The 22,217-nt window shown below is 57.9% G+C and carries 19 protein-coding genes; 7 read left to right on the top strand and 12 right to left on the bottom strand.

Annotation, left to right across the window (positions count from 1 at the left end; genetic code table 11):
• Positions 1-55 precede the first annotated feature (55 nt).
• From STH12_RS18970 to moeB, 4 genes are all read left to right on the top strand, one after another.
• The gene (locus STH12_RS18970; protein ID WP_126169006.1) at positions 56-3,133 is read left to right on the top strand and encodes an efflux RND transporter permease subunit; all 3,078 of its coding nucleotides are present in this window, start codon (positions 56-58) and stop codon (positions 3,131-3,133) included.
• The gene (locus tag STH12_RS18965; protein WP_126169005.1) at positions 3,130-4,197 is read left to right on the top strand and encodes an efflux RND transporter periplasmic adaptor subunit; all 1,068 of its coding nucleotides are present in this window, start codon (positions 3,130-3,132) and stop codon (positions 4,195-4,197) included. Before STH12_RS18970 ends, STH12_RS18965 begins: the two co-directional genes overlap by 4 nt.
• 143 nt (positions 4,198-4,340) lie before the next feature.
• Complete coding sequence (moeA, locus tag STH12_RS18960) at positions 4,341-5,582, top strand: molybdopterin molybdotransferase MoeA (RefSeq protein WP_126169004.1); 1,242 nt, start codon at positions 4,341-4,343, stop codon at positions 5,580-5,582.
• 12 nt (positions 5,583-5,594) lie between these two features.
• Positions 5,595-6,359, top strand: coding sequence for a molybdopterin-synthase adenylyltransferase MoeB (gene moeB, locus STH12_RS18955; RefSeq protein ID WP_126169003.1), 765 nt, complete (start codon positions 5,595-5,597; stop codon positions 6,357-6,359).
• A gap of 33 nt (positions 6,360-6,392) precedes the next feature.
• Here the strand turns inward: moeB and STH12_RS18950 are convergent, their stop codons facing one another.
• The 8 genes from STH12_RS18950 to STH12_RS18915 form a co-directional block, all read right to left on the bottom strand.
• Complete coding sequence (locus STH12_RS18950) at positions 6,393-6,719, bottom strand: hypothetical protein (RefSeq protein ID WP_126169002.1); 327 nt, start codon at positions 6,717-6,719, stop codon at positions 6,393-6,395.
• A gap of 104 nt (positions 6,720-6,823) precedes the next feature.
• On the bottom strand, positions 6,824-8,020 hold the full coding sequence (locus tag STH12_RS18945) for an HD-GYP domain-containing protein (protein ID WP_126169001.1): 1,197 nt from the start codon (positions 8,018-8,020) through the stop codon (positions 6,824-6,826).
• Positions 8,021-8,257: 237 nt separating this feature from the next.
• Positions 8,258-8,473 carry a hypothetical protein gene (locus STH12_RS18940; protein ID WP_126169000.1) on the bottom strand — a complete coding sequence of 72 codons (216 nt, stop codon included), beginning with the start codon at positions 8,471-8,473 and terminating at the stop codon, positions 8,258-8,260.
• Positions 8,473-9,264: a DNA-binding protein gene (locus tag STH12_RS18935; protein ID WP_126168999.1), complete on the bottom strand. Its 792-nt coding sequence runs from the start codon at positions 9,262-9,264 to the stop codon at positions 8,473-8,475. The genes STH12_RS18940 and STH12_RS18935 overlap by 1 nt, the downstream gene beginning before the upstream one ends.
• 2 nt (positions 9,265-9,266) lie before the next feature.
• The gene (locus tag STH12_RS18930) at positions 9,267-9,857 is read right to left on the bottom strand and encodes a core component of ECF transporter (RefSeq protein ID WP_126168998.1); all 591 of its coding nucleotides are present in this window, start codon (positions 9,855-9,857) and stop codon (positions 9,267-9,269) included.
• Positions 9,847-10,575: an energy-coupling factor transporter transmembrane component T gene (locus STH12_RS18925; RefSeq protein ID WP_126168997.1), complete on the bottom strand. Its 729-nt coding sequence runs from the start codon at positions 10,573-10,575 to the stop codon at positions 9,847-9,849. Before STH12_RS18925 ends, STH12_RS18930 begins: the two co-directional genes overlap by 11 nt.
• On the bottom strand, positions 10,572-11,945 hold the full coding sequence (locus tag STH12_RS18920) for an ATP-binding cassette domain-containing protein (protein WP_126168996.1): 1,374 nt from the start codon (positions 11,943-11,945) through the stop codon (positions 10,572-10,574). The genes STH12_RS18925 and STH12_RS18920 overlap by 4 nt, the downstream gene beginning before the upstream one ends.
• On the bottom strand, positions 11,942-14,008 hold the full coding sequence (locus STH12_RS18915; RefSeq protein ID WP_126168995.1) for a TonB-dependent receptor plug domain-containing protein: 2,067 nt from the start codon (positions 14,006-14,008) through the stop codon (positions 11,942-11,944). The genes STH12_RS18920 and STH12_RS18915 overlap by 4 nt, the downstream gene beginning before the upstream one ends.
• A 351-nt stretch (positions 14,009-14,359) precedes the next feature.
• Between STH12_RS18915 and STH12_RS18910 the strand changes: the two genes are divergently transcribed.
• Complete coding sequence (locus tag STH12_RS18910) at positions 14,360-15,718, top strand: isochorismate synthase (protein WP_418856589.1); 1,359 nt, start codon at positions 14,360-14,362, stop codon at positions 15,716-15,718.
• Here the strand turns inward: STH12_RS18910 and STH12_RS18905 are convergent.
• Entirely contained in the window at positions 15,715-16,449 is a 735-nt protein-coding gene (locus tag STH12_RS18905; RefSeq protein WP_126168994.1) for a substrate-binding periplasmic protein, read from the bottom strand. The two genes, STH12_RS18910 and STH12_RS18905, sit on opposite strands and share 4 nt — an antisense overlap.
• A 234-nt stretch (positions 16,450-16,683) precedes the next feature.
• Here STH12_RS18905 and STH12_RS18900 point away from each other — a divergent pair, with 234 nt between their 5' ends.
• On the top strand, positions 16,684-17,346 hold the full coding sequence (locus STH12_RS18900; RefSeq protein WP_126168993.1) for a 7-cyano-7-deazaguanine/7-aminomethyl-7-deazaguanine transporter: 663 nt from the start codon (positions 16,684-16,686) through the stop codon (positions 17,344-17,346).
• Positions 17,347-17,431: 85 nt separating this feature from the next.
• A complete protein-coding gene (locus tag STH12_RS18895) occupies positions 17,432-17,893 on the top strand; it encodes a GNAT family N-acetyltransferase (RefSeq protein ID WP_126168992.1) in 462 nt (153 codons plus the stop codon).
• A 688-nt stretch (positions 17,894-18,581) separates the two neighbouring features.
• On the opposite strand, the gene STH12_RS21800 is transcribed toward STH12_RS18895, so the two are convergent.
• From STH12_RS21800 to STH12_RS18885, 3 genes are read right to left on the bottom strand one after another with little or no spacing between them, the layout of a single operon-like run.
• Positions 18,582-18,827, bottom strand: coding sequence for an ATP-binding protein (locus tag STH12_RS21800; protein WP_418856588.1), 246 nt, complete (start codon positions 18,825-18,827; stop codon positions 18,582-18,584).
• A complete protein-coding gene (locus tag STH12_RS18890) occupies positions 18,740-20,707 on the bottom strand; it encodes a sensor histidine kinase (RefSeq protein WP_418856587.1) in 1,968 nt (655 codons plus the stop codon). Before STH12_RS18890 ends, STH12_RS21800 begins: the two co-directional genes overlap by 88 nt.
• A gap of 2 nt (positions 20,708-20,709) precedes the next feature.
• Entirely contained in the window at positions 20,710-22,095 is a 1,386-nt protein-coding gene (locus tag STH12_RS18885) for a sigma-54-dependent transcriptional regulator (protein ID WP_126168991.1), read from the bottom strand.
• Positions 22,096-22,217 lie beyond the last annotated feature (122 nt).

Here is a 22,217-nt window from a genome sequence, read left to right as displayed (position 1 = left end):
TGTTTACATCTGCCCATTATGCTTCGCAGCATGCCTGAAACAACCGGCCCCAGCCATGAACCTGACCCACACCAGCACCCGCAACCCGGCTGCCACTACAGTTGCTTTGATGCTAATTCTGATGTTTGGTCTGCTGGCCATTGCCAAACTGCCGGTGCAACTGCTGCCCAGCATTGAGCAGCCGCAAATCTCCGTGTTTAACAACTGGCGCGCGGCAGCGCCGCAGGAGATGGAATCCAACATCATAGAGCCGCAGGAAAATGTGCTGCGCCAGGTGCCCGGGGTCACTGAAATGACCTCCAATATTTCCCAGGGCTTTGGTGGCATCACCCTCACCTTCGATGTGGGCACCAATATGCAGGAGGCGATGATCAACGTGATCAACGCCCTCAACCAAACCCCGCCACGGCCGCTGGACGCCGGCGAGCCCTTTATCAATGTGGGCGGTGGCAACGGCGGTACGCCCAATCTGGCATCGCTGCTGATCTACACCCTGCCGGACAACCCCGAGACCGACCTGTCGCGTTACCAAAAGCTGATTGATGATCTGGTGGAGCCCAGGCTGCGTCAGGTCACAGGCGTTGGTGCGGTGCAGCTGCAAAGCCGTCTTCCCAAAGAGCTGCATATCGAGTTTGACCCCTTCCGCGCCGCAGCGCTGGGTATCACCCTCGACCAGCTGCGCTCGACCATTTCCCGCGCCGCCGATATTTCCGGCGGTACCGCCAAGGTAGGCAGACGCGAGTACACGGTGCGCTTTGCCGGCCAATACAAGCCCGAAACCCTGGGCCAACTGATTGTGGCCTACAACAACGGCCGCCCCGTGTATCTGCACGAGCTGGCCGAAATCCGGGTAACCACCACGGAGCAGCGCGGCTTTACCAAACGCAACGGCTTCCCGGCCTATTACATCACCTTGCAGGGCACCTTCGATGCCAACACTGTGGTGGCGCTGGATGGGGTTAATCAGGCCATCGCCGATCTGAACCGTGAGGTGCTCAACCCCCAGGGGCTGACCATAGAGCTGTCGTTCGACGCCTCGATTCACATCAAGCGCGCCATCCTGTTGGTGAAAGGTAATCTGGGGATTGGGGTGCTGCTGGCTTTGCTGATCCTGTATGCCTTCCTGCGGGATATGCGCGCCACCCTGATGATTGGCGTGACCATTCCGGTAGCCCTGTTGGTGGCCTTTATCACCCTGGAAGCCATGGGGCGTACCCTCAACATTATCTCCCTCGCCGGGCTGGCCTTTGCGGTGGGACTGGTGCTGGATGCAGCCATCATAGTGCAGGAAAACATAGTGCGGCTGCGCCAGCAGGGAATGGCGCTTGCCGAGGCGGTGCTCACAGGTACTGCCCAGGTTAAGGGTGCCCTGCTCGCTTCCACCGCCACCACTGTGGCCATCTTCCTGCCGGTGCTCTTTATGCCCGGGGTGGAGGGGCAGCTGTTTTCCGATCTGGCGCTGACTCTCTCAGTGGCGGTGGTGTCATCTTTTCTCAGCGCCATCAGCATTATTCCCATGCTCAACATGGTGTGGAAGGTCAAAGCCAGCCCTGCTCAAGGCAAGGATTACTGGCGACCACTGGCCGCCTGGATTGGCAAGCTCACCCACAGCCGCAAACTGGCAAGCTTTTGGTGTGCGCTGCTGATTGTGGGCACCAGCGTAATCAGTCTGGCGTTGATGCCACGGGTCGATTTTCTGCCCCAGGCCAGCGGCGATGGCATTTTTACCTTTTTCTCCCTGCCGCCCGGCGCCAATATCGAAGCCATGGAGGCCGAGCTTGGCACCTTGCTGATAAGTCGCCTGAAACCCTATTACGACAAGGAAAAACAGCCGTATATCAAGGGCTACAACTTCTCGGTGTTCGGCGCGTTCAACGTGCTGTTTATCTACCCCGAGGACCCGACCCGCATCGACGAAATGATAGGACTGCTTCGCAGCGAAATCCTTAAAGACCTGCCGGATACCCAGGCCTTCCCCAGCCGCAGCACCCTGCTGAACTTTGGCTTTAACGGCGGCCGCGCCATCAATATCGACCTGATTGGCTCTGACATGGAGCAATTGATGGAAGTGGCCTCCGCCGCCATGCCCATCATCAGCGAGGCTCTGCCGGGCGCAGTGGTGCGGCCAATCCCCGGGCTAAGTCTGGCGCAGCCGGAGCTGCAGCTCATCCCCGATGAGCATCGGCTGGCACAGGCTGGCGCCGACCGCAGCCAGATTGCCAACGCCATTCGCGCCTACACCTCGGGTTTGTGGGTGGGGGAATACTTCGACGGCAACGAGCGCATGGACGTACTGCTGAAAGGACCAACCTGGGAATACCCAGAGCAGCTCGCTGCCACCCCTGTATTTACCCAGGGCGCCGGGGTGCAAACCGTGGGCGAGCTGGCGCGCATCTCCCGTACCGTGGGGCCGACCCAGCTGCAACGGGTTAACGGCCGCCGGGCGATTTCGCTGTTGGTGATCCCGCCCCAGGATTTGTCCATGGATGAAGCCATGGAGCAACTGAACAACGATACTCTGGATAAAATCCGCGCCCTGTTGCCCTCCGAAGGTTCGCTGGCGTTCCGGGGGGTGGCCGACCGTCTCAGCCATACCATCACCCAGATGGGCACCAACTTCCTGATGGCCGTGATCATTCTGTTCCTGCTGATGGCAGCGCTGTTCAAGTCCGTCAAAGACAGCCTGCTGGTGATCCTGTCGATGCCGCTGGCCATTTGCGGTGGGGTGCTGAGCCTGCGACTGCTGAACCTGTTTAGCTTCCAGAGTCTGGATTTGCTCACCATGATTGGCTTTATCATCCTGCTGGGACTGGTGGTCAACAACGCTATTTTGCTGGTCGACCAAACCCGCCAGGGCTGCCGCGACGGCCTGAGTCTGGACGATGCCATTGCCGATGCCATTGCCACCCGGGCTCGGCCGGTTTACATGAGCACCCTCACCTCCATCTTCGGCATGTTGCCACTGATGCTGGTGCCAGGGGTAGGCAGCGAAATCTACCGTGGCCTTGCCGCCGTGATTGTGGGAGGCATGACCTTCTCGGCGCTGTTTACCCTGCTGTTGATGCCAAGTCTGCTCCGCCTTGCCGGCAGCCCCAAGGCCACCACGCCCGTACTGAATGAGGTAACCCAATGAAACCTGCCATCCTGACCGGCTTGCTGCTTGGCCTTGCCCTGAGCAGCGCCCATGGCGCCGATGAACGCACCGTTGGCGTAGCCAACGTCGAACAACGACCACTGTCGCCCAAGCTGATGGTGGTAGGCACAGTGCACAGCCGCAGCGTTGCCGAACTGACGCCGGGAGTGTCCGGCAAACTCGAATGGGTGATGGAGCCCGGCATCCGGGTCAACAGCGGTGAAACCGTTGCCCGGCTGGAAGACACCCAGCTCAAGCTGCAACTGGCAGAACAGCAGGCGCTGGTTGAGCGGGAGCAAATTACCCTGAGCCGACTGGAACGCAACCTGGAACGGTTGGAGCGACTCGCTGGCAGCCAGAGTATTTCCCGCACCGAGCTTGACGATACCCGTTCCGACCGCGACCTGGCCAAGAGCAATCTGACCCTGGCCAAGGTGCGGCTCGATATCATCCGCGACAACCTGAGCCGCACCCAGCTCAAGGCGCCCTTCAATGGTATTGTGATTGCCCGCCAGCATCAGGCCGGTGAAGACATAGGCCCCGCCGAACCCGTATTAACCATCACAGACCCGGATCATCTGGAGCTGCGACTGCACGCACCGCTTAAGCACAGCCGCCGGGTGAATGTGGGTGACGACCTCAGGGTGTATCACAGCCAGGGCGAGTTCAGCGCCCGTATTCGCAGCCTGATCCCTGTATCAGACGTGCGCAGCCAAACCTTTGAGGCCAGGCTGGATTTGCCCGAAGATATGGCCAAAGTGATCAACATAGGCGAGCTGGTATCGATGGCGCTGCCGATAGCACCGGCCACCCTCACCACCCTGGTGCCACGCGATGCGCTGGTGCTGCGCTCCAGCGGCGCGGCCGTGTTCAGGGTGAGCGCCGAGCAAACCGCCGAGCGCATTCCGGTGACCCTGGGCGACGGCGAAGGCCCCTGGATTGCGGTGGAAGGTGAACTGAGCCCCGGCGATCAGGTTGTGGTTCGCGGCGCCGAGACCCTCAGCGACGGCATGAAACTCAGCATCCGCCCGGGCAAAGGCCAGGCGATAGCCGCGGTGAAATAAGCCTGCCAGCCACTTGTGGCCCCCTTGGGCAGGCAAACTTGCGCTCAAGCACATTTTTGCCTGCCCAGATCATACAGTTATCCCCTCAGGACATGGCATAATGGCCGCTTGTTACCCACATTCGCCAATGACCGAGAACCTGAATGCACAGCCAAGACCCTTGCAGCAAACCGGGACTGATGCACCCGGACGACGCCATCGTTCAACTCCTGAGCCAGGTCAACACCATCAATGACACCGAAGTGGTGCCGCTCACCGACGCCCTGGGTCGGGTGCTGGCCGAAGATCTGGCCAGCCAGATTGACCTGCCACCGTTCAGCAACTCTGCCATGGATGGTTATGCCTTCCGCTTCGATGAGCTGCTCGCCCACAAGGGCGTGCTGACACTTGCCGGCAACGCCTTTGCCGGTCATCCATTCCATGGTGAACTCAAGCCCGGCCACTGTGTGCGCATCATGACCGGCGCCCCTGTGCCCACTGGCTGCGACACAGTGCAGATGCAGGAAGAAACCGAGGCCAATGGCGAGCAAATCCGCATTCAGGCCCCCAAGGCCAAAGGCGCCAATGTGCGCAGCCGCGGCGAAGAGCTGAGCGCCGGTGACAAGGTGCTCACCTCAGGGACCCGCATCCGAGCGGCAGAGCTGGGGGTGTTGGCTACGGTTGGCGTCAGTCAGGTGCGGGTGTACCGCAAGCTGCGGGTGGCGTTCTTTTCGACCGGAGACGAGCTGCGCCCGGTGGGCAGCGAGCTGGCACCGGGGCAGATTTATGACTCCAATCGCTACTCCATTCGCGGCCTGCTGGAAAAAGCCGGCATGGATTGGCTCGATTTGGGGGTGATCCCCGACAGTCCCGAAGCCATTCGTCAGGCCTTCCGCGATGCCGCCAGCCGTGCCGATGTGGTGCTCACATCGGGCGGCGTGTCTGTGGGTGAAGCCGATTTCACCAAACAAATTCTCGGCGAAGAAGGACAAATCACCTTCTGGAAGCTCGCCATCAAACCGGGCAAACCCTTTGCCTGTGGCCGCATTGGCGAGGCACTGTTCTGTGGCCTGCCCGGCAATCCGGTTTCCTCCATGGTGACCTTCCAAAAGCTGGTGTGGCCCATGCTGCGTAAGATGCAGGGCATGGCGCAAAAACCGGCTCTGCTGATTGAAGCCACCTTGGCCTCGCCTATTCGCAAGCAGCCAGGCCGGGTGGAGTATCAGCGCGGAATTTTAAGCCGCGATGCCAACGGGCTCTCGGTGCGGGTCACCGGCAGTCAGGGTTCAGGCATGCTCACCTCCATGAGCCTGGCCAACTGCTTTGTGCATCTGGCCCAGTTCCAGGGCGATACCGCCGCAGGCGAAACCGTGTTGGTGGAACCCTTTGATTCTGTGCTGGATTAAGGACCGATTTTGATGACCGAAGAGATCCTCAGCGACAGCGAGATGCTGCGTTACAGCCGCCAGATTTCCATCAAGGCGATGGATATAGACGGCCAGGAAAAACTCAAGCAGGCCAAGGTGTTGGTGATTGGTGCCGGAGGACTTGGCTGCGCCGCGATTCAGTATCTGGCGGTGGCCGGTGTGGGCGAGCTGACCCTGGTGGACTTCGATACCGTCGAGCTGTCAAACCTGCAACGCCAGGTGTTGCACCGCGACAGCCGTATTGGCATGGGCAAGGTGGAATCGGTCAAAATCGCCGTGACTGAGCTGAACCCCCATGTGCGGGTCACAACAATCAATGCCGTGCTGGACGATCCTGAGATGGATGCACTGGTGGCACAGCATCAGTTGGTGCTGGATTGCACCGACAATGTGGCGGTACGCACTCAGCTCAATCAGGCCTGTTTTAACCATAAGGTGCCGCTGGTGTCCGGCGCTGCCATTCGCATGGAAGGCACCGTCAGCGTGTTTGATTATCGCGGCGATACGCCCTGCTATCAGTGCTTCTCCAGCCTGTTTGGCGAGCAGCAACTGACCTGCGTCGAGTCGGGCATTCTCGCGCCCGTGGTGGGTATGATTGGCTGCATTCAGGCAGTGGAAGCCATCAAGGTGTTGACCGGCATGGGCAAACCACTGGCAGGACGCCTGCTGATGGTGGATGCCATGACCATGGAAATCCGCGAGATGAAACTGCCAAAACAAGCCACTTGCAGCGTTTGCGGCGCACAATCCAGCTAAGACGAGAATAAAAACGGCAGGGCTGTTTCTGACTCAGCCCAGCCTCGACCACTCCTCGATACCCCAGCCATCCAGGGCCGCCAGACGTTTCAGCAGCGCCGCCCTTGGGTGCTGCGACTCATTAATGTCCAGACTGTGGATACCGTAACGACGACAGAGCCTCAGCAGCACCAGCGCCAACTCGTCGGTTTTATCTTTGCTGTCCAGCGACAACCACATCCAGCGTGGCCGTTTGGCTTCCCGGGCCACGAAGCCGCCGAGGCGCCTTGGCTCACCCTGCTCCTGTAACACATAGAGCACTCCGGCGCGGGCCGGCAGCTCGGGCAAGGACGTGAGTTTGAGCGTATGAAATCCGAACATCTGCTCTCCTACAACAACAGCGGCAGTAACCTGTTGAAGATGACCAGATTTGTGTTTGGGATCAAGCAGAAAATGGGTGACGAAATGTAACGTCACCCACGGTATCAATAGAAGGGTTTGGGGTCTACATCCAGGCTGGATGGGGAAACTCCGCGCTCGATATGCAGCTCGGATTTGAGCAAGTCGACGAAGGTGACTTCGGTGTAATGGCGGTGCTTGAGCGAATAGAAACACTTCACCACCGGGTGCAGCGCGTCCCTGTCTTTGGACTCCCACACTATGCCCACGCGGCTATCGGACAGCTCCACCAGCGAGCCCACAGGGTAAACCCCCACACAGCGGATAAACTCGTACACCAACTCAGTATCCAGGTGGAACGGGGTGAGGCTGAGCAGAATTTTAAAGGCCGCCGCCGGACTCATGGCCTCTTTGTAACAGCGGGTGGCAGTCAGGGCATCGAAAATATCCACGATGCAGGACATGCGGCCATGCAGCGGAATTTCATCACCCTTGAGCCCCTTGGGATAACCACGGCCATCGAGCTTTTCGTGGTGCATCAGGCACACGTCTTTGGATATTTGCGACAGGCCTGTGGCTTCTTCCATCACATCAATGGCATACACCTGATGCAACTTCATGTGCTCAAATTCTTCCGGCGTCAGTTTGCCGGGCTTATGCAACACCTTGGAGTCGACCTTGATTTTGCCGATGTCGTGCAAAATGCCGCCGATGGCCATTTGCTTGAGCATCTCGCGGTCGAGCTTGAGGTATTTGCCGAAGGTGACCAGCAGAAAAGCCACGTTCACCGAGTGTTCCAGCAGGTAGGCGTCTTTATCACGCAGCGCCGAGACGCACTTGAGTGCATCGTCGTCCAGCATGATTGACTCAATCATGTTGTCTGCCAGCGCCTCAAAGGGGGCAACCTCGATGGCTTTGCCTTCGAAGGTTTCAGACAATACTTTGCGGATCAGCCCCTTGGCTTCGCCCAAAATCTTTTTTGCCTGGGTTTGCCTCACTTCACGGTTGGCTTTGGGCTTGGCGGCTTTGGGGGTGGCATCTGCCTCAACGGCAGCGCCATTGGTCTTTTTCAGACCGCATTCGTCGGACGAACGCTCAACGTCCACCCACACGGATTTAATGCCGTTTTTGCTGAGTTTAGCTATGGTATCCCGGCTTTTGATTTGCCCCGCATTGGCGATGGCAACCTTACCGTTATTATCGATGGCCGTGACAAACATACCCGGCAGCAGTTTGCTGACAGGCAGTTTTAAGAGATTGGTATCCGGCGCCTTATCGGCCATGGCGTGAATTCCCCCGTTTGTCACCATCAAGTGCTAATTATAATCCTAAGCCACAGACTGATGGCTTGCCTGAATCTTTGCTTTATACAACAAAAGACCTAGTAAACAATTCAGGAATACGCATTTTATGACGGTATTGCAACTCACACCACATTTCAAACTGGAAAGGCGCCGCTGCGGAGTGAGTTTTACGGGGAAATATAGGCGCCAACCCTTATAACATCAAATACTTAATTATTATTTCGATTGCTGTTTTTTCATGCACTCAAAACTGCCCACACTCCAGCGCCGACGGGCACAATTGAGACAGGAGGTCAGCACATCGTCCTGCTGCTCATCTTCATCGTCTGCCAAAAAGCCATCGCAGGCCGACGCCGCCTGCCGGGCCTTGATGAGATCCTGCCCAAAACGAAACCAGGCGCGGCCATCACGAATGTCAAAAAACGCGTCCATTAATAGTCCTTCAATTGCTGCTTGCGGGCATTGCGCCACGCGCCATCGACCCGGCTCACCAAAATCGCACTGCGGCCATGGCGGCGCACCGCCTTGAGCTTGCCCTGAATAAGCACCCGGTCATCATCGGGCAGCGGCTGGTCATCAAGGTCTATCACGGCATCGACACGGGTTTTGGCCAGCAGCGCACGCACCGACAATTCAACGCCCTCGCCTGCATGCTCACCTTTCCCGGCGCCTGCCTTGGCTGAGCCCGCTTGCACAGAGACACCCTGACCCACATCAAAATGCCCCTTGAGCCTGCCATCGTTACCATCGAGCCACAGCCCAAGCCCGGCCAACGCACCTATCACCCCCTGACCCGTGCCGCCATGCTCAGACAGATGCACACCCAGGCTATCGGCAAGGGCGTAGGCCTGAGCCTTGGTCAGCACCTGAGTTTTGGCGCTGTGACCAAAATCCACAAGCTCGGCTTGGGCGGCAAAATCATCCAGACACACAAACGCAAGCCCGGGGTCAGCGGCGGGCGCCGACTCGGCATGCAGCACAGCCACGGCAATCGCCTCGATTGCCGACACCGAAGCCTCGCCCTCATAGACAAAGCACATAGCACTGTTGTGGGAGGTGTAGGGAATATCCGGATGTACATACAGTTGATGACGCGACACCCAGGACGCCTCGCCGCCGCACTTGGCCATCAGTGCATTGGCGATATCTGTAGCTATATCTCCGGTGCCACGGGTGCCAATATCGTCGGTGTCATCAATCGCAATCAAATAGCGGTAAGCCATGGTCAGGGTTTCTCCTCATAAGCAGAAACAGAAATTAAATCATGAGCCTGCATTCGTTTTATCACCGGCGGCACCAGCGCAGCGCCCAGCAGCGCAAACACCAGCCCACCGAGAAATTCGATACCGCCCTGCAGCAGCGCAGCGCTGAGATCCATTCCGGCAAGGCTGGCGGCCACAAAGTCTCTGAGCCCCCAGGCAAGCGCGCCCGCCAACGCCAGAAAGATAAGCCGCAGCCACAAACTCTTATTGACCTGTGAGCCCTTGCCCGGCAGCGCATGACACAGCCCAAACATGGCCAGCAACATTGCCATCAGCTCCATGGCCAGTGCCGGGGCGCCAAATTTCACCAGCAGCAATACCCCCGACTTCCCCACTCCGAGCATCATTGCCAATAGCCCGGACAGCAAGCCGCAGGCGAACATGGCACCAGGGCGCGCCACCACCAGATGACACAACAGATAGAAGAAGCTCATCAGCAACATAGAGTGGCCCGACAGCCCCAGCTTCAACCGCAACATACTCTTGAGGGCAATCATCAGCGATGCGCAGAAACCGATAAACAGCGCCTGCTGTAAACCAAAGTCAGTTTTCATCCCTTTCTCCTTGCCGCGGCCATTGGGTGGGGCGCGGATGTTCGCCAAATCGTCGACTTTTTGCCGCCAGAGCCTGGCGCTGGGACAGCTTGAACAGCTCCAGCAGCAGCGGCGCTATCACAGTGTTTATCAGCTCGCCCCAGTTGCCGGGCGCAAGCAGCTCTTTGGGTGCAATGCGGGCACCACGAAGACGTTGAATGCGGTAGATCTCGCGGGCTTCCTGCAGCAAAAACGGCAGGGCGTTGAGGGAGGCGGTCAGCACAAAGGCCCAGCGCGGCGGCAATGCCGTGGCAAACAGGCCACCCAGACGCTCAGGTGCAAAACGCACTGCCAAAAACCAGGGCGGCACAAAGGCCAGAACCAGCCGGAACGAGACCAACAGGGCTTCATCGAGACGGCTGCTGCCCCAGAGCACAGCGTAAATGCTGCAGGTAATAACGCATTGCCACAAAAAGAGTTTAAGCAGCGGCAGCGGACTGGCCTGGCGACTGCCGAGCACCAGCATGGGCACGACCAACCCTGCCACCCACCAAAGCCACACAGGCGGCGCCATCAGGGCCGCCATCGACATGGCCAGGCTCGTCAGCGTTGCTGCCAGGCAGATGGGATCATTTATCCAGCGTTGCCTGTGGTCGCGGCTTAGTTGGGGTGGCTTAGAGCCCGGGACTTTTTCTTCCAGCGCTCTCGATTTCAGAGCTCCCGACTTCAGTGCTTTCATGGCGCCACCTCAGAGCAACGGCTGCGAGGCGGCTGGCCGCAGTCATCGGCAAACAGCGCACCACCAGCAATCCGCCAACACGGCTGGGTTGCCAGCGACTGGGGCACTCTGTGGCACGCCAGCAGGCACGCGCCCCCTTCTGACAGATACCACTGCAGCAGCCGCAAGCAGGCGCCAAGGCTGGCATGGTCCAGCCCGGCGAATGGGTCATCCAACAGCAGTACCGCGGGCTCGGTCAACATCAGCGATGCCAGCAGCACCAGATGCTGTTGCCCCCAGGACAGCTTGTGGGGCGAGCACTCACCAAGGTGGCTGATATTGAGAAAGCTCAGCATACCTGCCACCCGGGCAGACGAATTGGCCGTATGACGGATCCCAAAGGCCAGCTCTTCACGCACACTGAGCTCAAACAGCTGCCGGCAGGGCCGCTGCAGCATCAGTGCCATACCAGCAGTACCGGGTTTCGGCTTTCTGCCGTTGACCGTAATTGGCAGGCGCGCCCCATCCAGCAGCCCGGCCATGGCCTTGAGCAGGGTCGATTTGCCGCTGCCGTTGTCCCCCACCAGCAAGCTAAGCTCGCCGCGACTAAGGCTTAAGGGGGCAGCAGACACCAGCAGCGGGGGCGCTTTGGCATCGGGTTTCAGTTCAAAGGGGCCGATGGTGAGGACTTTCTTACCCAAGTTGACGGCGCAGAAGTCAGCGGCCTGACCTACATCCGACTGCTGCGACAAGGCCGCGGGTACAGGCACCAGTTGCTGACCAAGCTGCCAATATTTGTCGATAAGCCCCTGAAACGCTTCAGGGTGATGCTCGGCAATCACAATAGCCATGCCCTGAGCCTTGAGCCGCGCCAGCACAGTTTGCAACTCGGTAACGCCCGCATCATCGAGCTGTGCCCAGGGTTCATCGAGCAGCAACACTTTAGGTTCAAGCACTAACTGGCTTGCCAGCATCAGACGGTATTTTTGCCCGAGCGACAGGGTGTCGACCCGGGTTTCGAGGGGCATGTTCAGACCCGTACGCTTGAGGGCGGCCTGCACTTTGGCGGGCATCAATTCAGGAGCAAGGCCAATGTTCTCCAGCCCAAACGCCACCTCGGCGCCAACAGTGCGGCGAATTAGCTGCACCTGCGGGTCCTGCATCACCAGAGCGGCACGCACACCCTTGCCTGCCAACACGCGCCCAATCAAAGGCCGCTCATTGAGAGCGGCCATGGCATTAAGCAGAGTCGATTTGCCGCTGCCGGTTGCGCCCAGCAGACAATGGCACTCCCCCGGCAACAGCCGTAAATTCACATCGGCAAAAAGCGGCATATCAGGGGCGTAGCCAAAGCCCACCCCTTCCAGCGCTATCAGTGCCTCTGCACTCACAGACGCCAATCCACGCCCACAAACCACTGACGGCCCGCCTGCGGCAATGACTCACTCTCGGCGTAGTTTTCGTCCAGCAGGTTGGTGGCCTTGATATAGAGCGACAGCTGGTCGTTGAACAGCGGCTGCGACAACTTGAGGTCCAGCAGGTCGTAGTCAGGCAATTGATGGGCTTCCATTTGCTTGCCGCTGCGAACAAAGTAAATCTGATCCACCACCCGCTGCCAATCCAGGTGCAGCCGGGTGTCGGTGGGCAGACGGTAGTCCAGGGTCACGCCGTATTGGTGTTTGGGGCGATACTGCAGACCTTCGGTGCTGCCGGGGGTATCGTCCTCGCTGTCGAGATAGCTGTAGGACAGCCCCAGATCCAGTGATTCGGTCAGCGCCAGTTGCACCCGGCTGTCGATTCCGCGGAAGCGATAGTCGCCCACATTGGCGTAGACCCCGTCCACATCCTTGGCGATATAGTCATTGGCACGGGTTTCGTAGGCGTAAATTTCCAGACTGCCAAGGCCAAAACCCTGCTCCAGACCAAGCTCAAAATGCTCAGAGGTTTCACCGGTCAAATCAGCGTTACCAGCGGAGAGCGAGTGCAGGTTTTCCATGGTCGGAAAGCGCACCTTGCGCGCCGCCGAGGCGCTCAGGCGGGTGTGCTCCAGCGCTTGCCAATACAGGGCCGCCATGGCAGCAGGCTCATCCACCGACTGCTCGCCATCATATTGATACCAGGCACCACCAAGGGTGACCCCCCAGGCATCTGCCTGATATTGATATTCCGCCGCCAGGCTGTAGAGCCAGGCGTTGTCATCAAAGCCAGTAACGCCAGCTGTGCTGCCCGAGCCCGAACCACTGCCTGAGCCCGAACCGCCGCCAGAACCACTGCCTGAACCGCCGCCACTGCCAGAACCACCGCCGGAACCACTGCCAGAACCCGAGCCAGTGCCGGACCCGCTACCCGTATCGGTTGACCCAAACTGCTCAGACACTTCATCCCAGCGCTGCTCTTCTGCGCTGGCGGCGAAGGTCAGCAGGCTGCGGCTGCCAAGTTCGCTGATCAGTTGCAGGTTCAGCCCCTGTACCCTGGATTCGCCCCGCTGGCGCTGGGTCAGGGTGTCATACTTACCGTCGCTGTAGACACTTTCCAGAGTCTCGGTGCGATTGAAATAGCCATAACCCCGCAGGGTGAATACGTCGTCAAACTGGTGGGCAAGGCTCAGTTGGGCGCTGGTGTTTTTAAAGTCATCAACCCGTTCAAATTTGGCTTTGCCGCTGCCACTGCCGTCGCGGCCTGGCTTGCCCCACTCGCCCTGGCGCAGCGTGAGGTTGGCACCAATTTGGGTGCGGTCAGAAAGCCAGTAATTTCCCTGACCATAAAAGCTGTCGATTTCCTTGTCGGCATTGAGGCGATCGCCCTTGGGCTGATTCGGTGCGCCGGCATAATCGTCAGACAAGGGCCAACTGTCGCGGCTCTGCCGGGAAGCACTGACAAAACCCTGCCAGCGCTCACCGCTGCCACCCAGCGCCATGTCGGCGTTAAAGGTGTCGTTCTCAGCCAGTTCCATGCGACCACTCACACCGGCGTCTGCGCCGCTGCGGGTGATCACATTGATAACCCCGGCCGCGCCGCCCACGCCGTAAAGCACAGATGATGGCCCTACAGACACGTCCACCGCGGCAATCTGGCTGGTTGGGATCACACTGGGGTCGAACTGACCATCGGCGGCACTGCTGGCTGGTACGCCATTGATTAAGAAGGTGACATGGCGAGTCTTGAGACCACGGATATCGATACGGGGCGTGCCTTCACCACCGGTACGCACATGAATGCCGGGCACTGTGGCCAGCAATTGATCCAATGAAGCCACGCCGCTTTGGCGAATGTCGTCGGCATCGATGCGCCAATGGGTGGTGGCCATGGCTTCGGCAGTGGGCTGCTCGCCGCGCACCACCACAACCTCAGCGACGTTCAATAAGGGGTCGCGGGTGTCGGCACCGTGGGCCAGCCCGGAGGTAACAGCAAGCGTGAGCAAAGAAAGGCAAAAATAAGGCTTGGATACAGTCATTTTGTTGTTGGAATGGCATACGAATTCCACTATTTCAAAGACCTGGCACCCGAGTCTCAAGCAAAAGAATGACAAAATACGCCTTCGATCGACATATTTTGCATTTGTCCGAAGCCGAAAAGTCCCGTTGGGACATTTTGTCCGACGCTGAAATCGGCACAGGGTCAAAAGGGGGCAGATCACACAAGCGATGCAAAGTGACGGGCAACGCACAAAATCAGCATTTGCTCATTTAGCTTTTCGGCCGGATTCACACCTTGGACGCCTGACGATTGACACCGGCCAGCATGCTCTTTAAGTTTGGACGAACAACAATAAAAGCAGTGTGTTGCATCACTACCGGAGACCCTTTTGTCAGTCATGTCGCTGCCCGAGGCACGCCTGTCCCTCGAGGCCAAAATTCAGCGCCTTCGCCTTGCCCCGAGCAGTGAGCCCCTGGTTCAGCTGACCGAGACCGTGCACGCCTTGCCGCTGATCTCCTGGCTGGCATCGCAGGCCGTGTATCCGCGTATTTATTGGCATGGCCGCGATAAAGAAGAGGAAGTGGCCGCCATTGGCGTGGCTGCAGACTTCTTTTTCGACAGCCCGGTAACAGACCACAGCCTGGCCGAAATCTATCAGCGTCAGCGGGATTTGAGCCGCAACCAAAACATCCGCTATTACGGCGGGGTGGCATTTGATCGCGAAGTGGCAAGCTGGCCCGAATTTGGCCGGGCGCGCTTTGTGTTGCCACGGATTGAGCTCAGACGCAGTGGCAAAGACTTTGTACTGCTGCTGAACCTGAATTTTGAAGGTAAGTCGCGGGAAGATGAGTGTCAGGCGGCACTGAATGTGCTGGCGCAAATCCAAAAGCCCAGACCCTTGCCACCACCGGGCAAGGTGAGTCTGCTTGGCCGCAGCGAATACCCTGAGTTTCCACGCTGGAAGCAGTTGGTTGAGCAGGTGACCGCCGACAAGTTCAATCAGCACACCCCCAAGGTGGTGCTGTCGCGGCTGTCACAGTTGGAAATCAACGACCCTGTGGATCCCTGGATGGTGCTCGCCTGCTGGCAGGGGCGCAACCCTTCAAGTTTCCAGTTTGGGTTTCAGTTTTCCCCCGAGCGCACCTTTATTTCCTGCTCGCCCGAACGCCTGTATCGACGCCGCCAGCAGGAGCTGTTCACCGAGGCGCTGGCCGGCACCACGCTGCGCGGTATTACCCCGGAAGAAGATGAAGCCCTGGCCAATGCACTGCTGGATGACAGCAAAAACAGCCACGAGAATCAGCTGGTGCGTCAGCACATAGTGGAACATCTGGCGCCGCTGAGTCATTACGTGGGTGCCGAAGAGTCGCCACGGATATTCAAACTGCCCCACATCCAGCATCTGCACCGGGCTATCCGCGCCGAGCTGCGCCCCGGTGTGAACGATTTTCAGCTGCTGCTGGCACTGCACCCCACCCCGGCCGTTGGCGGCCTGCCACGGGACAGCGCCATGAGTTTTATCCGCCAGCAGGAAGGCTACAACCGCGGCTGGTATGCCGGAGCCTGTGGTTATCTGAACAAACACGAGAGTGAGTTTTCGGTGGCTATTCGCAGCGCGCTGATTGAACCCGGCCGTATCAATCTGTTTGCCGGTGCTGGCATAGTTGCGGGCTCAGATCCCGAAGCTGAGTGGCAGGAGCTGGACAATAAACTGGCGACTATTTTGTCGATTCTGGTGGAGCTTTAATCTTCCAACCCCAGCGCCTGTTGGGTTTGTCTGAACAGCTGATCCTGTATGCCATCGTTGATCATCTGTTTGTGGGCTTCATCGAAATGCACTTTCAGCGAGGCGCCAAAGCGGGTATCGGCGAAGCCAAAGTACACCTCGGCACTGAGCACATTATCCATAATCACGTAGTTAACCGGCTTGCCCAGGCGGCGGGTGGCGGCTTCCAGCCCCGGACGATAGTCCAGCACCGCGTCGATACGGCCCTCGTTGAGACGCTCAAGCATATCCACCAGGCTGCTGCTTTCTTCGTAATACATGGTGTGGGGAATAATGCGGTCGAATCCATAGGCGAGATAGGCCTGCACCTTTCGCAGCGCCAAACTCTCCAGCCCTTTCCAGTCGCGGGCCATGGCGGGGGTGAGCGCGATATCCACCTGATCCAGCTCCACCGCATACTGGCTGTATGAGCCACGGCGCAAGTCCCCCTGATACACCCCCAGCACTACGTCGGCCCGCTCGTGGGTCAGCAGTTGAATACTGCGGGCAAAGGGCACCACTGTGATTTTGAGTTCCCACTCGGGGGCCGGAAATGCCCGTTTGAGAATTTCGAAGTAATAACCCTCACCCCGGGTATCGGCGTACCCCAACCATGCAGCGGTAACTACCCGGATTTCTACAGGTTTTGCATTAGCCAAGGCACTGAAAAACAGCAGCATGCTACAGGTTAAGGCTCTTACTGATATGGGCATTTGGCCCCCACTCGCCGATGGACCCCATTTGACTAAGTGTAGTGGATTGGTGCCGGAATGATGATTTTGTGCGCTTTCCCCTTGCGTTGTTCGCTGCCATTCTTATAATGCGCAGCCCGGCGAGATATTGAGTAAAAACTCGTCGACTATTTAACCGGCCCCGGGCTTTTGCCCTGCGCTCCTGTTTTATTGCGGGTTCCCTCACCCCGCCAGCCCAACTAAAAAGGTCACAATATGAATTTGCAACTCACAAGCGCCCAGTATCGGCGTGCTCTTTTCCTGCTTGCCGGATTTCATATTCTGGTGATCAGTGCCAGTAACTATCTGGTTCAACTTCCTTTTCAGCTTTTTGGCTTCCATACCACCTGGGGCGCCTTCAGCTTTCCCTTTGTGTATTTGGCGACCGATTTGACCGTGCGCATCTTCGGCCAGCAGGCCGCAAGGCGGATTATTTTTCGCGCCATGGTGCCCGCACTGCTGATTTCCTACTTTATGGGCGTGCTGTTCCATCAGGGCCTGTGGCAAGGTCTGGGCGCAGCGGCAGAATTCAACAGCTTTGTATTCCGCATTGCGCTGGCGTCCTTCGCGGCCTACCTGTTTGGTCAGCTGATGGATATCCGGGTGTTTAACCGCCTGCGCCAGAGCCGCCGTTGGTGGGTTGCGCCTGCCGCCTCAACCTTTGCCGGTAACCTGCTCGATACCCTGGTATTTTTCAGCGTAGCCTTCTACGCCTCCAGCGACGCCTTTATGGCCGAGCACTGGGTGGAAATTGCCACCGTGGACTATGGTTTCAAGCTGTTGGTGAGCATAGGTTTGTTCCTGCCCGCCTACGGCGTGCTGCTGCGGGTGTTGCAGGATAAGATCCTCACCACAGAGAAACCGCAGCAATACTGCTGATGCAACTGGCCAGACCTGTTATAATGCGGCCGTTTTTTGTTCGGCCGCTGCTCAGGTAACGGCCTTTACTCTGCGGGAGAAGTTGATGTACTCCACTCACATTCAAGCCATTACCCAGTTCACCCTGGCCGATGCTCAACTGGCTGCGAACCTGATGCAAAGCATCCCTGAATTCGATAAGCCCGTCAGCGCCGAAGCCATGCTCGAGCGCATTGGTGCCGCCCCGGCGCTGCTGCTGCTGTGCTACGTTGAAGACGAACTGGCTGGTTTCAAATTGGGTTATGAGAAATCACCGGGCGAGTTTTACAGCTGGCTGGGTGGCGTATTGCCCGATTTTCGCAAGTTGGGACTGGCGCAATCCATGCTTTTGACCCAGGAGCAATGGGCCAGCGAACAGGGTTACAGCCTGCTGAAGGTGAAGACCCGCAACAGTTTCCCGGCCATGCTGTCGATGCTGGTGCAAAACCGCTATCAGATTGCTGCCATTCAAGGCGAAGGCGTGTCTCTGGCGGAGCAGAAGATCAGTCTGCAAAAAGCTCTGGTTTAAAAATATTGCAAAAACCACTTGCAAACACAATTGAGAATGATTATCGTTAACTTGCGTTCCAAAACTCATCCTTAACTGAAGCGAATTCTTCGGGTTATGGTGTTCCTGAGTTTGCAAAGCACGACATTGCTCACACACTCTATTTGGTGGCCGGGTTGCATAGCCCGGCTCTTTTTTTATCTGCCGCCCGCCAAACTCCCACAACTGCCGCACCTGAACCCCATCTGCATCCTGCCAGCGCTAAACAGGCCGCTTACACAAGCCCTTCACTGCGTACACCCTAAGTCACCAGCCAACACAGGTTTAAACCGCCAGTGCTGACTCACGCTTGCACACGAGCTTGCTGAAGCACACTGTTCGGGGGGTTATCGAAACTTTCGTGGATTTAAGCAAGAGCACCAGTTTGGCTACCGGAGCAGCCACATACCGCCCTCAAGGGCTTATAGCGACAGAAAGCCGCCAGGCTCAAGCTGCTTTACGTTGCGACTGGAATGTAAAGATGGGAAATAGCGATAAACAGGGGTTGCAAATTAAATGAGAATGATTATTATTTAATTGCGTTCCAAACTCATCCCCAACCGGTAATTCGGGCTGGTGTCTCTGAGTTAACATGCACGACATTGCTCACACACTCTTGTGACCGGATCCCCCGAGGATCCGGTTTTTTTTCGCTTGTGCATCAGGCTATTCAGTGGATTTGCGCACCGCCCAACATCAGGCCTTCGTAGGGGTTTTGCCCCCTGTCTTCCCGCGCCTCGTGATAAAGGCCGATGGTAAACATGGTGCCCTTGCCCTGGGTCGAGCTCACTTCGATAGTGCCACCGATACGTTTGATGATGCCATAGCTCAGGGACAAGCCGAGGCCGGTACCATCGCTGCGGGTGGTGTAGAAGGGGTCGAAAATGCGCCCAAGCTGCTCGGGGCGATACCGCATCCTTCATCTTCAATCTCAATCCGCACCCCAATGGGCTCGTCACGCACCACCCAATCGTAGGTACGGATCCAGATCCGGCCCTTGCCGTCCATCGCATGGGCGGCGTTAACCACCAGATTAATCAGCACCTGCAACAGTTGCGGCCGGTTCACCTGTACCGGGTAACTGGCGTTCAGCTCCTGAATAAGCACCACTTCCTGACGCTTGATGGAGTGGCGTACCAGCACCAGCATCTCTTCGATGATGGGGGTGATCTGATGCATCTCCAGCGGCGCATTGAACTCGCCCGGACGGCTGTATTGCAGCAGGCTGCGAATAATGGTGCTGATGCGCCCCACCTGCTCAATCACCAAATCGATTTCTTCTTCGACCCGACCGGCATCGGCGCCAAGTTCGGCCCGCAGCAGCTCCATATTGCCAAGGATAACCGCAGTGGGATTATTGATTTCATGGGCAATACCGGCGGTCAGCTCACCCAGGGCGGTGAGTTTCTCGTTGGTGACCAGCTGCGCCCGGGTTTCGTTGAGCAGCGCCACGTTGCGCTGCAGCTCTTCGGTTTTTTCCTGCAGACTGCGGGTTCGCTCTTCTACTTTCAATTCCAGCTGCTCGGCAGCGGACTGGATCTGGGTGTTGCGCCGCTGCAGCAAATCCAGCATGCGGTCGAACTGCTCGGCCAGATTGGCCAGCTCATTGTCTTTCTCAAGCCCCAATTCACCAATGCGCACGTTGCGGCCCGACTGCACCGCCTTTACCACATGGTGAATACGTTCAATGGGCTGCAGTAAACTGTAGGCGCCGCGATACACCAGCATGCCCGACACCAGCAGAACCAGCATCAAAATGGTGCCCAACTCAATAATGTTCAGCAGGTAGTTATGAATAAAGGGCGCTTCGGAAAAACCTGTGTAAATCATGCCGATACGCTGACCACGAATATCGGTCAGCGGCGCATAGGCCGAAATAAACCAGTCGTTGTACACAAAGGCGCGGTCCACCCAGGTTTGCCCCTGGGTCAGTACCTTGTGGCGCACTTCCTCAGACACCAGGCTGCCCAGTGCCCGCCCCTTGTCTTCGCCGTCGCGGGGGAAGAAGTGCAGCGGTACGTTGGTGCTGATGCGTACGTTGTCCATAAAGATGGTCACTGTGCCGATAGAGCGCTCCGGCAGCGTGCCCTGGTCGTAAACTAGGTCGCGGATATGGTCGACAATGCGGGTGTCGCGGTTCAGCAGCAGGCCGCCATCGAGGTACCAGGCCACCTTGCCACTGTTGTCGGCAATCGGCATCAGGCTGCGGCTCAGCATGCCTCTGTCTTCAATTTCGCGGTCCGGGGCATCGGCACGCAGGGTGGGCAGGATCTCCAGTCGGGCACGGTCGGCTAGCAGAGGATCCAGTCGCGCCAGCCGCGCCGAAGACAACACCATCAGCCCGGAATAGGCACTGCCTTCATGTACCTTGGGCAGCATCAGTCGCAGATCCGGGTCGGCAGCGGCCTTTTCCACACTCACAAGTCGCAGAAAATCCAGATCCATGATTTCTTTGCGCTGGGCCAGATACTCGTTGAACTCGGGAATGATGGCATCGTTACCCGCTAACTGGGCGCGAAAATAGTTCTGAAACTCCCAGGAGCCCAGCAGGGTTTCGAGTTGTTTCTCCTGCTGCAGCTGCACCTGTTCGAGGGTGTTGTTGGCTACCGTGAGGTCGGCCTTTACCTTCATAAACAACTGCTGGCCGGTGTAACTGATGTTCCAGTAGATGGTGATAAACACCAGGCTCACCAGAGTCAGCAGAATGGGCAGTAAGGTGAGGATCAGGATGCGGTAGCGCACCTTGGCCTGCATCTGGCGCCAGTCAACGCCAAAAAGCTGGGTGAAGAACGACATGCTCAGTCCTCCTCGCCCGGGCCTGCATCCAGGTCGAACCATTCCTTGAATTTACGATCGAGGGTTTTACGCGATACCCCAAGCTCACGCGCAGCCGCCGACTTATTACCGGCGTGGGCTTCAACCACCGCCAGCACATGGTGTTTTTCCACGTCCTTTAGGGGCCACTCCAGCGGATAGCCAAACTGACCGGGATCGGGCGCCTTGGTGGTTTGCTTCCAATATTCCGCCGGCGGCTTGCCCAGCAGAATGCAGCGCTCAATCATGTTGCGCAGCTCGCGGATGTTGCCCGGCCATTCGTGCTGCTGCAATTTGGTCAGGTCTTCATGGCTCCACACCAGCTCGCGCACGCCAAGCTCGGCACCGAGCATACGGGTAAAGTGATGGGTCAGTTCAACCACATCCTCAGGGCGCTCCCTAAGCGGCGGAATACGGATTTCCAAAACGTTAAGACGATAGTAGAGGTCGCGGCGGAAGTTGCCCGCTTCTACCTCATCGGCCAACTTACGGTTGGTGGCTGCCACCACCCGCACATCGATAGAGACTTCTTTTTCGCTGCCCACCGGGCGGATGGCTTTTTGCTCAAGCACCCGCAGCAGCGCGGTCTGCATCTTCAGTGGCATTTCGCCGATTTCATCGAGGAATATGGTGCCGCCGGAGGCAAAGCTGAACAGGCCTTCCCGCGCCCCCTTGGCGCCGGTAAAGGAACCCGCCGCATGGCCAAAGAGTTCGCTTTCGAGCAGCTCAGGCGCAATGGCGCCGCAGTTCACCGGCACGAAGGGCCCCTGACGGCCGGAAAGTTGATGCAGCTGCCTTGCCACCAGCTCTTTGCCGGTGCCGGACTCGCCTTCAATCAGCACCACAGAATTGGTGGGCGCCACCCGGGCGATGATGGATTTCACTTCCTGCATGGCTTCGCTGTTGCCGATGATGCTGGAGGAATAGCCAATGGACACTTCACGGCGCAGCATCAGATTTTCGCGCTTGAGCAGCCGCCGCTCTATGGCCCTGTCCACGGCTTTCAGCATCTGCTCGAGGTGGAACGGCTTCATGATGAAGTCAGACGCACCGGCACGCAGCGCCTGAATGGCCACTTCCATGTCGGCATAGCCGGTCATAAAAATGATGTCTGAGCGACGCTCTTCGTCGGCCAGCGCCTCATGCCAATCGATACCTGAGCGGCCAGGCAGGCGAATATCCACAATCAACAAATCAAAATGACAACGGCTGCGAAGCTGCTCAGCCTCTTCGACGCTGCCGGCGGTTTCCACCAGAGCAAACTTCTTCGACAGGGCTTTATTGAGAAAGGAACGCATCCCCGGCTCATCATCAACAATCAGCACAGAGACAGCAGTAGGCAGTGGTTTGGCAGCTTCGTTCTGGTTCATCTTGTCTTCTTCTGGACATTTTGACGCAATATGTGGTCATTCTATCACCGTGAGGTGGCCGATAGGTCAGTATGGACCACCCAAAATGGCCATTGGGACAATTTGTCTGAAGGTTTTTGCCA

This window comes from Shewanella khirikhana (assembly GCF_003957745.1).
GTDB classification, from domain to species: Bacteria; Pseudomonadota; Gammaproteobacteria; order Enterobacterales; family Shewanellaceae; genus Shewanella; species Shewanella khirikhana.
The sequence above is the reverse complement of the archived record's forward strand: the minus strand, read 5'-3'. Positions and strand labels throughout refer to the sequence as shown.

What these genes read in the sequence shown, in the direction of transcription:
- STH12_RS18895 (WP_126168992.1), top strand. Translation starts at nt 17,432, where the DNA reads ATGTACTCCACTCACATTCAAGCCATTACCCAGTTCACCCTGGCCGAT.
- moeB (WP_126169003.1), top strand. Translation starts at nt 5,595, where the DNA reads ATGACCGAAGAGATCCTCAGCGACAGCGAGATGCTGCGTTACAGCCGC.
- STH12_RS18930 (WP_126168998.1), bottom strand. Translation starts at nt 9,857, where the DNA reads ATGAAAACTGACTTTGGTTTACAGCAGGCGCTGTTTATCGGTTTCTGC.
- STH12_RS18905 (WP_126168994.1), bottom strand. Translation starts at nt 16,449, where the DNA reads ATGCCCATATCAGTAAGAGCCTTAACCTGTAGCATGCTGCTGTTTTTC.
- STH12_RS18940 (WP_126169000.1), bottom strand. Translation starts at nt 8,473, where the DNA reads ATGGACGCGTTTTTTGACATTCGTGATGGCCGCGCCTGGTTTCGTTTT.
- STH12_RS18950 (WP_126169002.1), bottom strand. Translation starts at nt 6,719, where the DNA reads ATGTTCGGATTTCATACGCTCAAACTCACGTCCTTGCCCGAGCTGCCG.
- moeA (WP_126169004.1), top strand. Translation starts at nt 4,341, where the DNA reads ATGCACAGCCAAGACCCTTGCAGCAAACCGGGACTGATGCACCCGGAC.
- STH12_RS21800 (WP_418856588.1), bottom strand. Translation starts at nt 18,827, where the DNA reads ATGCGGTATCGCCCCGAGCAGCTTGGGCGCATTTTCGACCCCTTCTAC.
- STH12_RS18885 (WP_126168991.1), bottom strand. Translation starts at nt 22,095, where the DNA reads ATGAACCAGAACGAAGCTGCCAAACCACTGCCTACTGCTGTCTCTGTG.
- STH12_RS18925 (WP_126168997.1), bottom strand. Translation starts at nt 10,575, where the DNA reads ATGAAAGCACTGAAGTCGGGAGCTCTGAAATCGAGAGCGCTGGAAGAA.
- STH12_RS18890 (WP_418856587.1), bottom strand. Translation starts at nt 20,707, where the DNA reads ATGTCGTTCTTCACCCAGCTTTTTGGCGTTGACTGGCGCCAGATGCAG.
- STH12_RS18970 (WP_126169006.1), top strand. Translation starts at nt 56, where the DNA reads ATGAACCTGACCCACACCAGCACCCGCAACCCGGCTGCCACTACAGTT.
- STH12_RS18900 (WP_126168993.1), top strand. Translation starts at nt 16,684, where the DNA reads ATGAATTTGCAACTCACAAGCGCCCAGTATCGGCGTGCTCTTTTCCTG.
- STH12_RS18915 (WP_126168995.1), bottom strand. Translation starts at nt 14,008, where the DNA reads ATGACTGTATCCAAGCCTTATTTTTGCCTTTCTTTGCTCACGCTTGCT.
- STH12_RS18965 (WP_126169005.1), top strand. Translation starts at nt 3,130, where the DNA reads ATGAAACCTGCCATCCTGACCGGCTTGCTGCTTGGCCTTGCCCTGAGC.
- STH12_RS18945 (WP_126169001.1), bottom strand. Translation starts at nt 8,020, where the DNA reads ATGGCCGATAAGGCGCCGGATACCAATCTCTTAAAACTGCCTGTCAGC.
- STH12_RS18935 (WP_126168999.1), bottom strand. Translation starts at nt 9,264, where the DNA reads ATGGCTTACCGCTATTTGATTGCGATTGATGACACCGACGATATTGGC.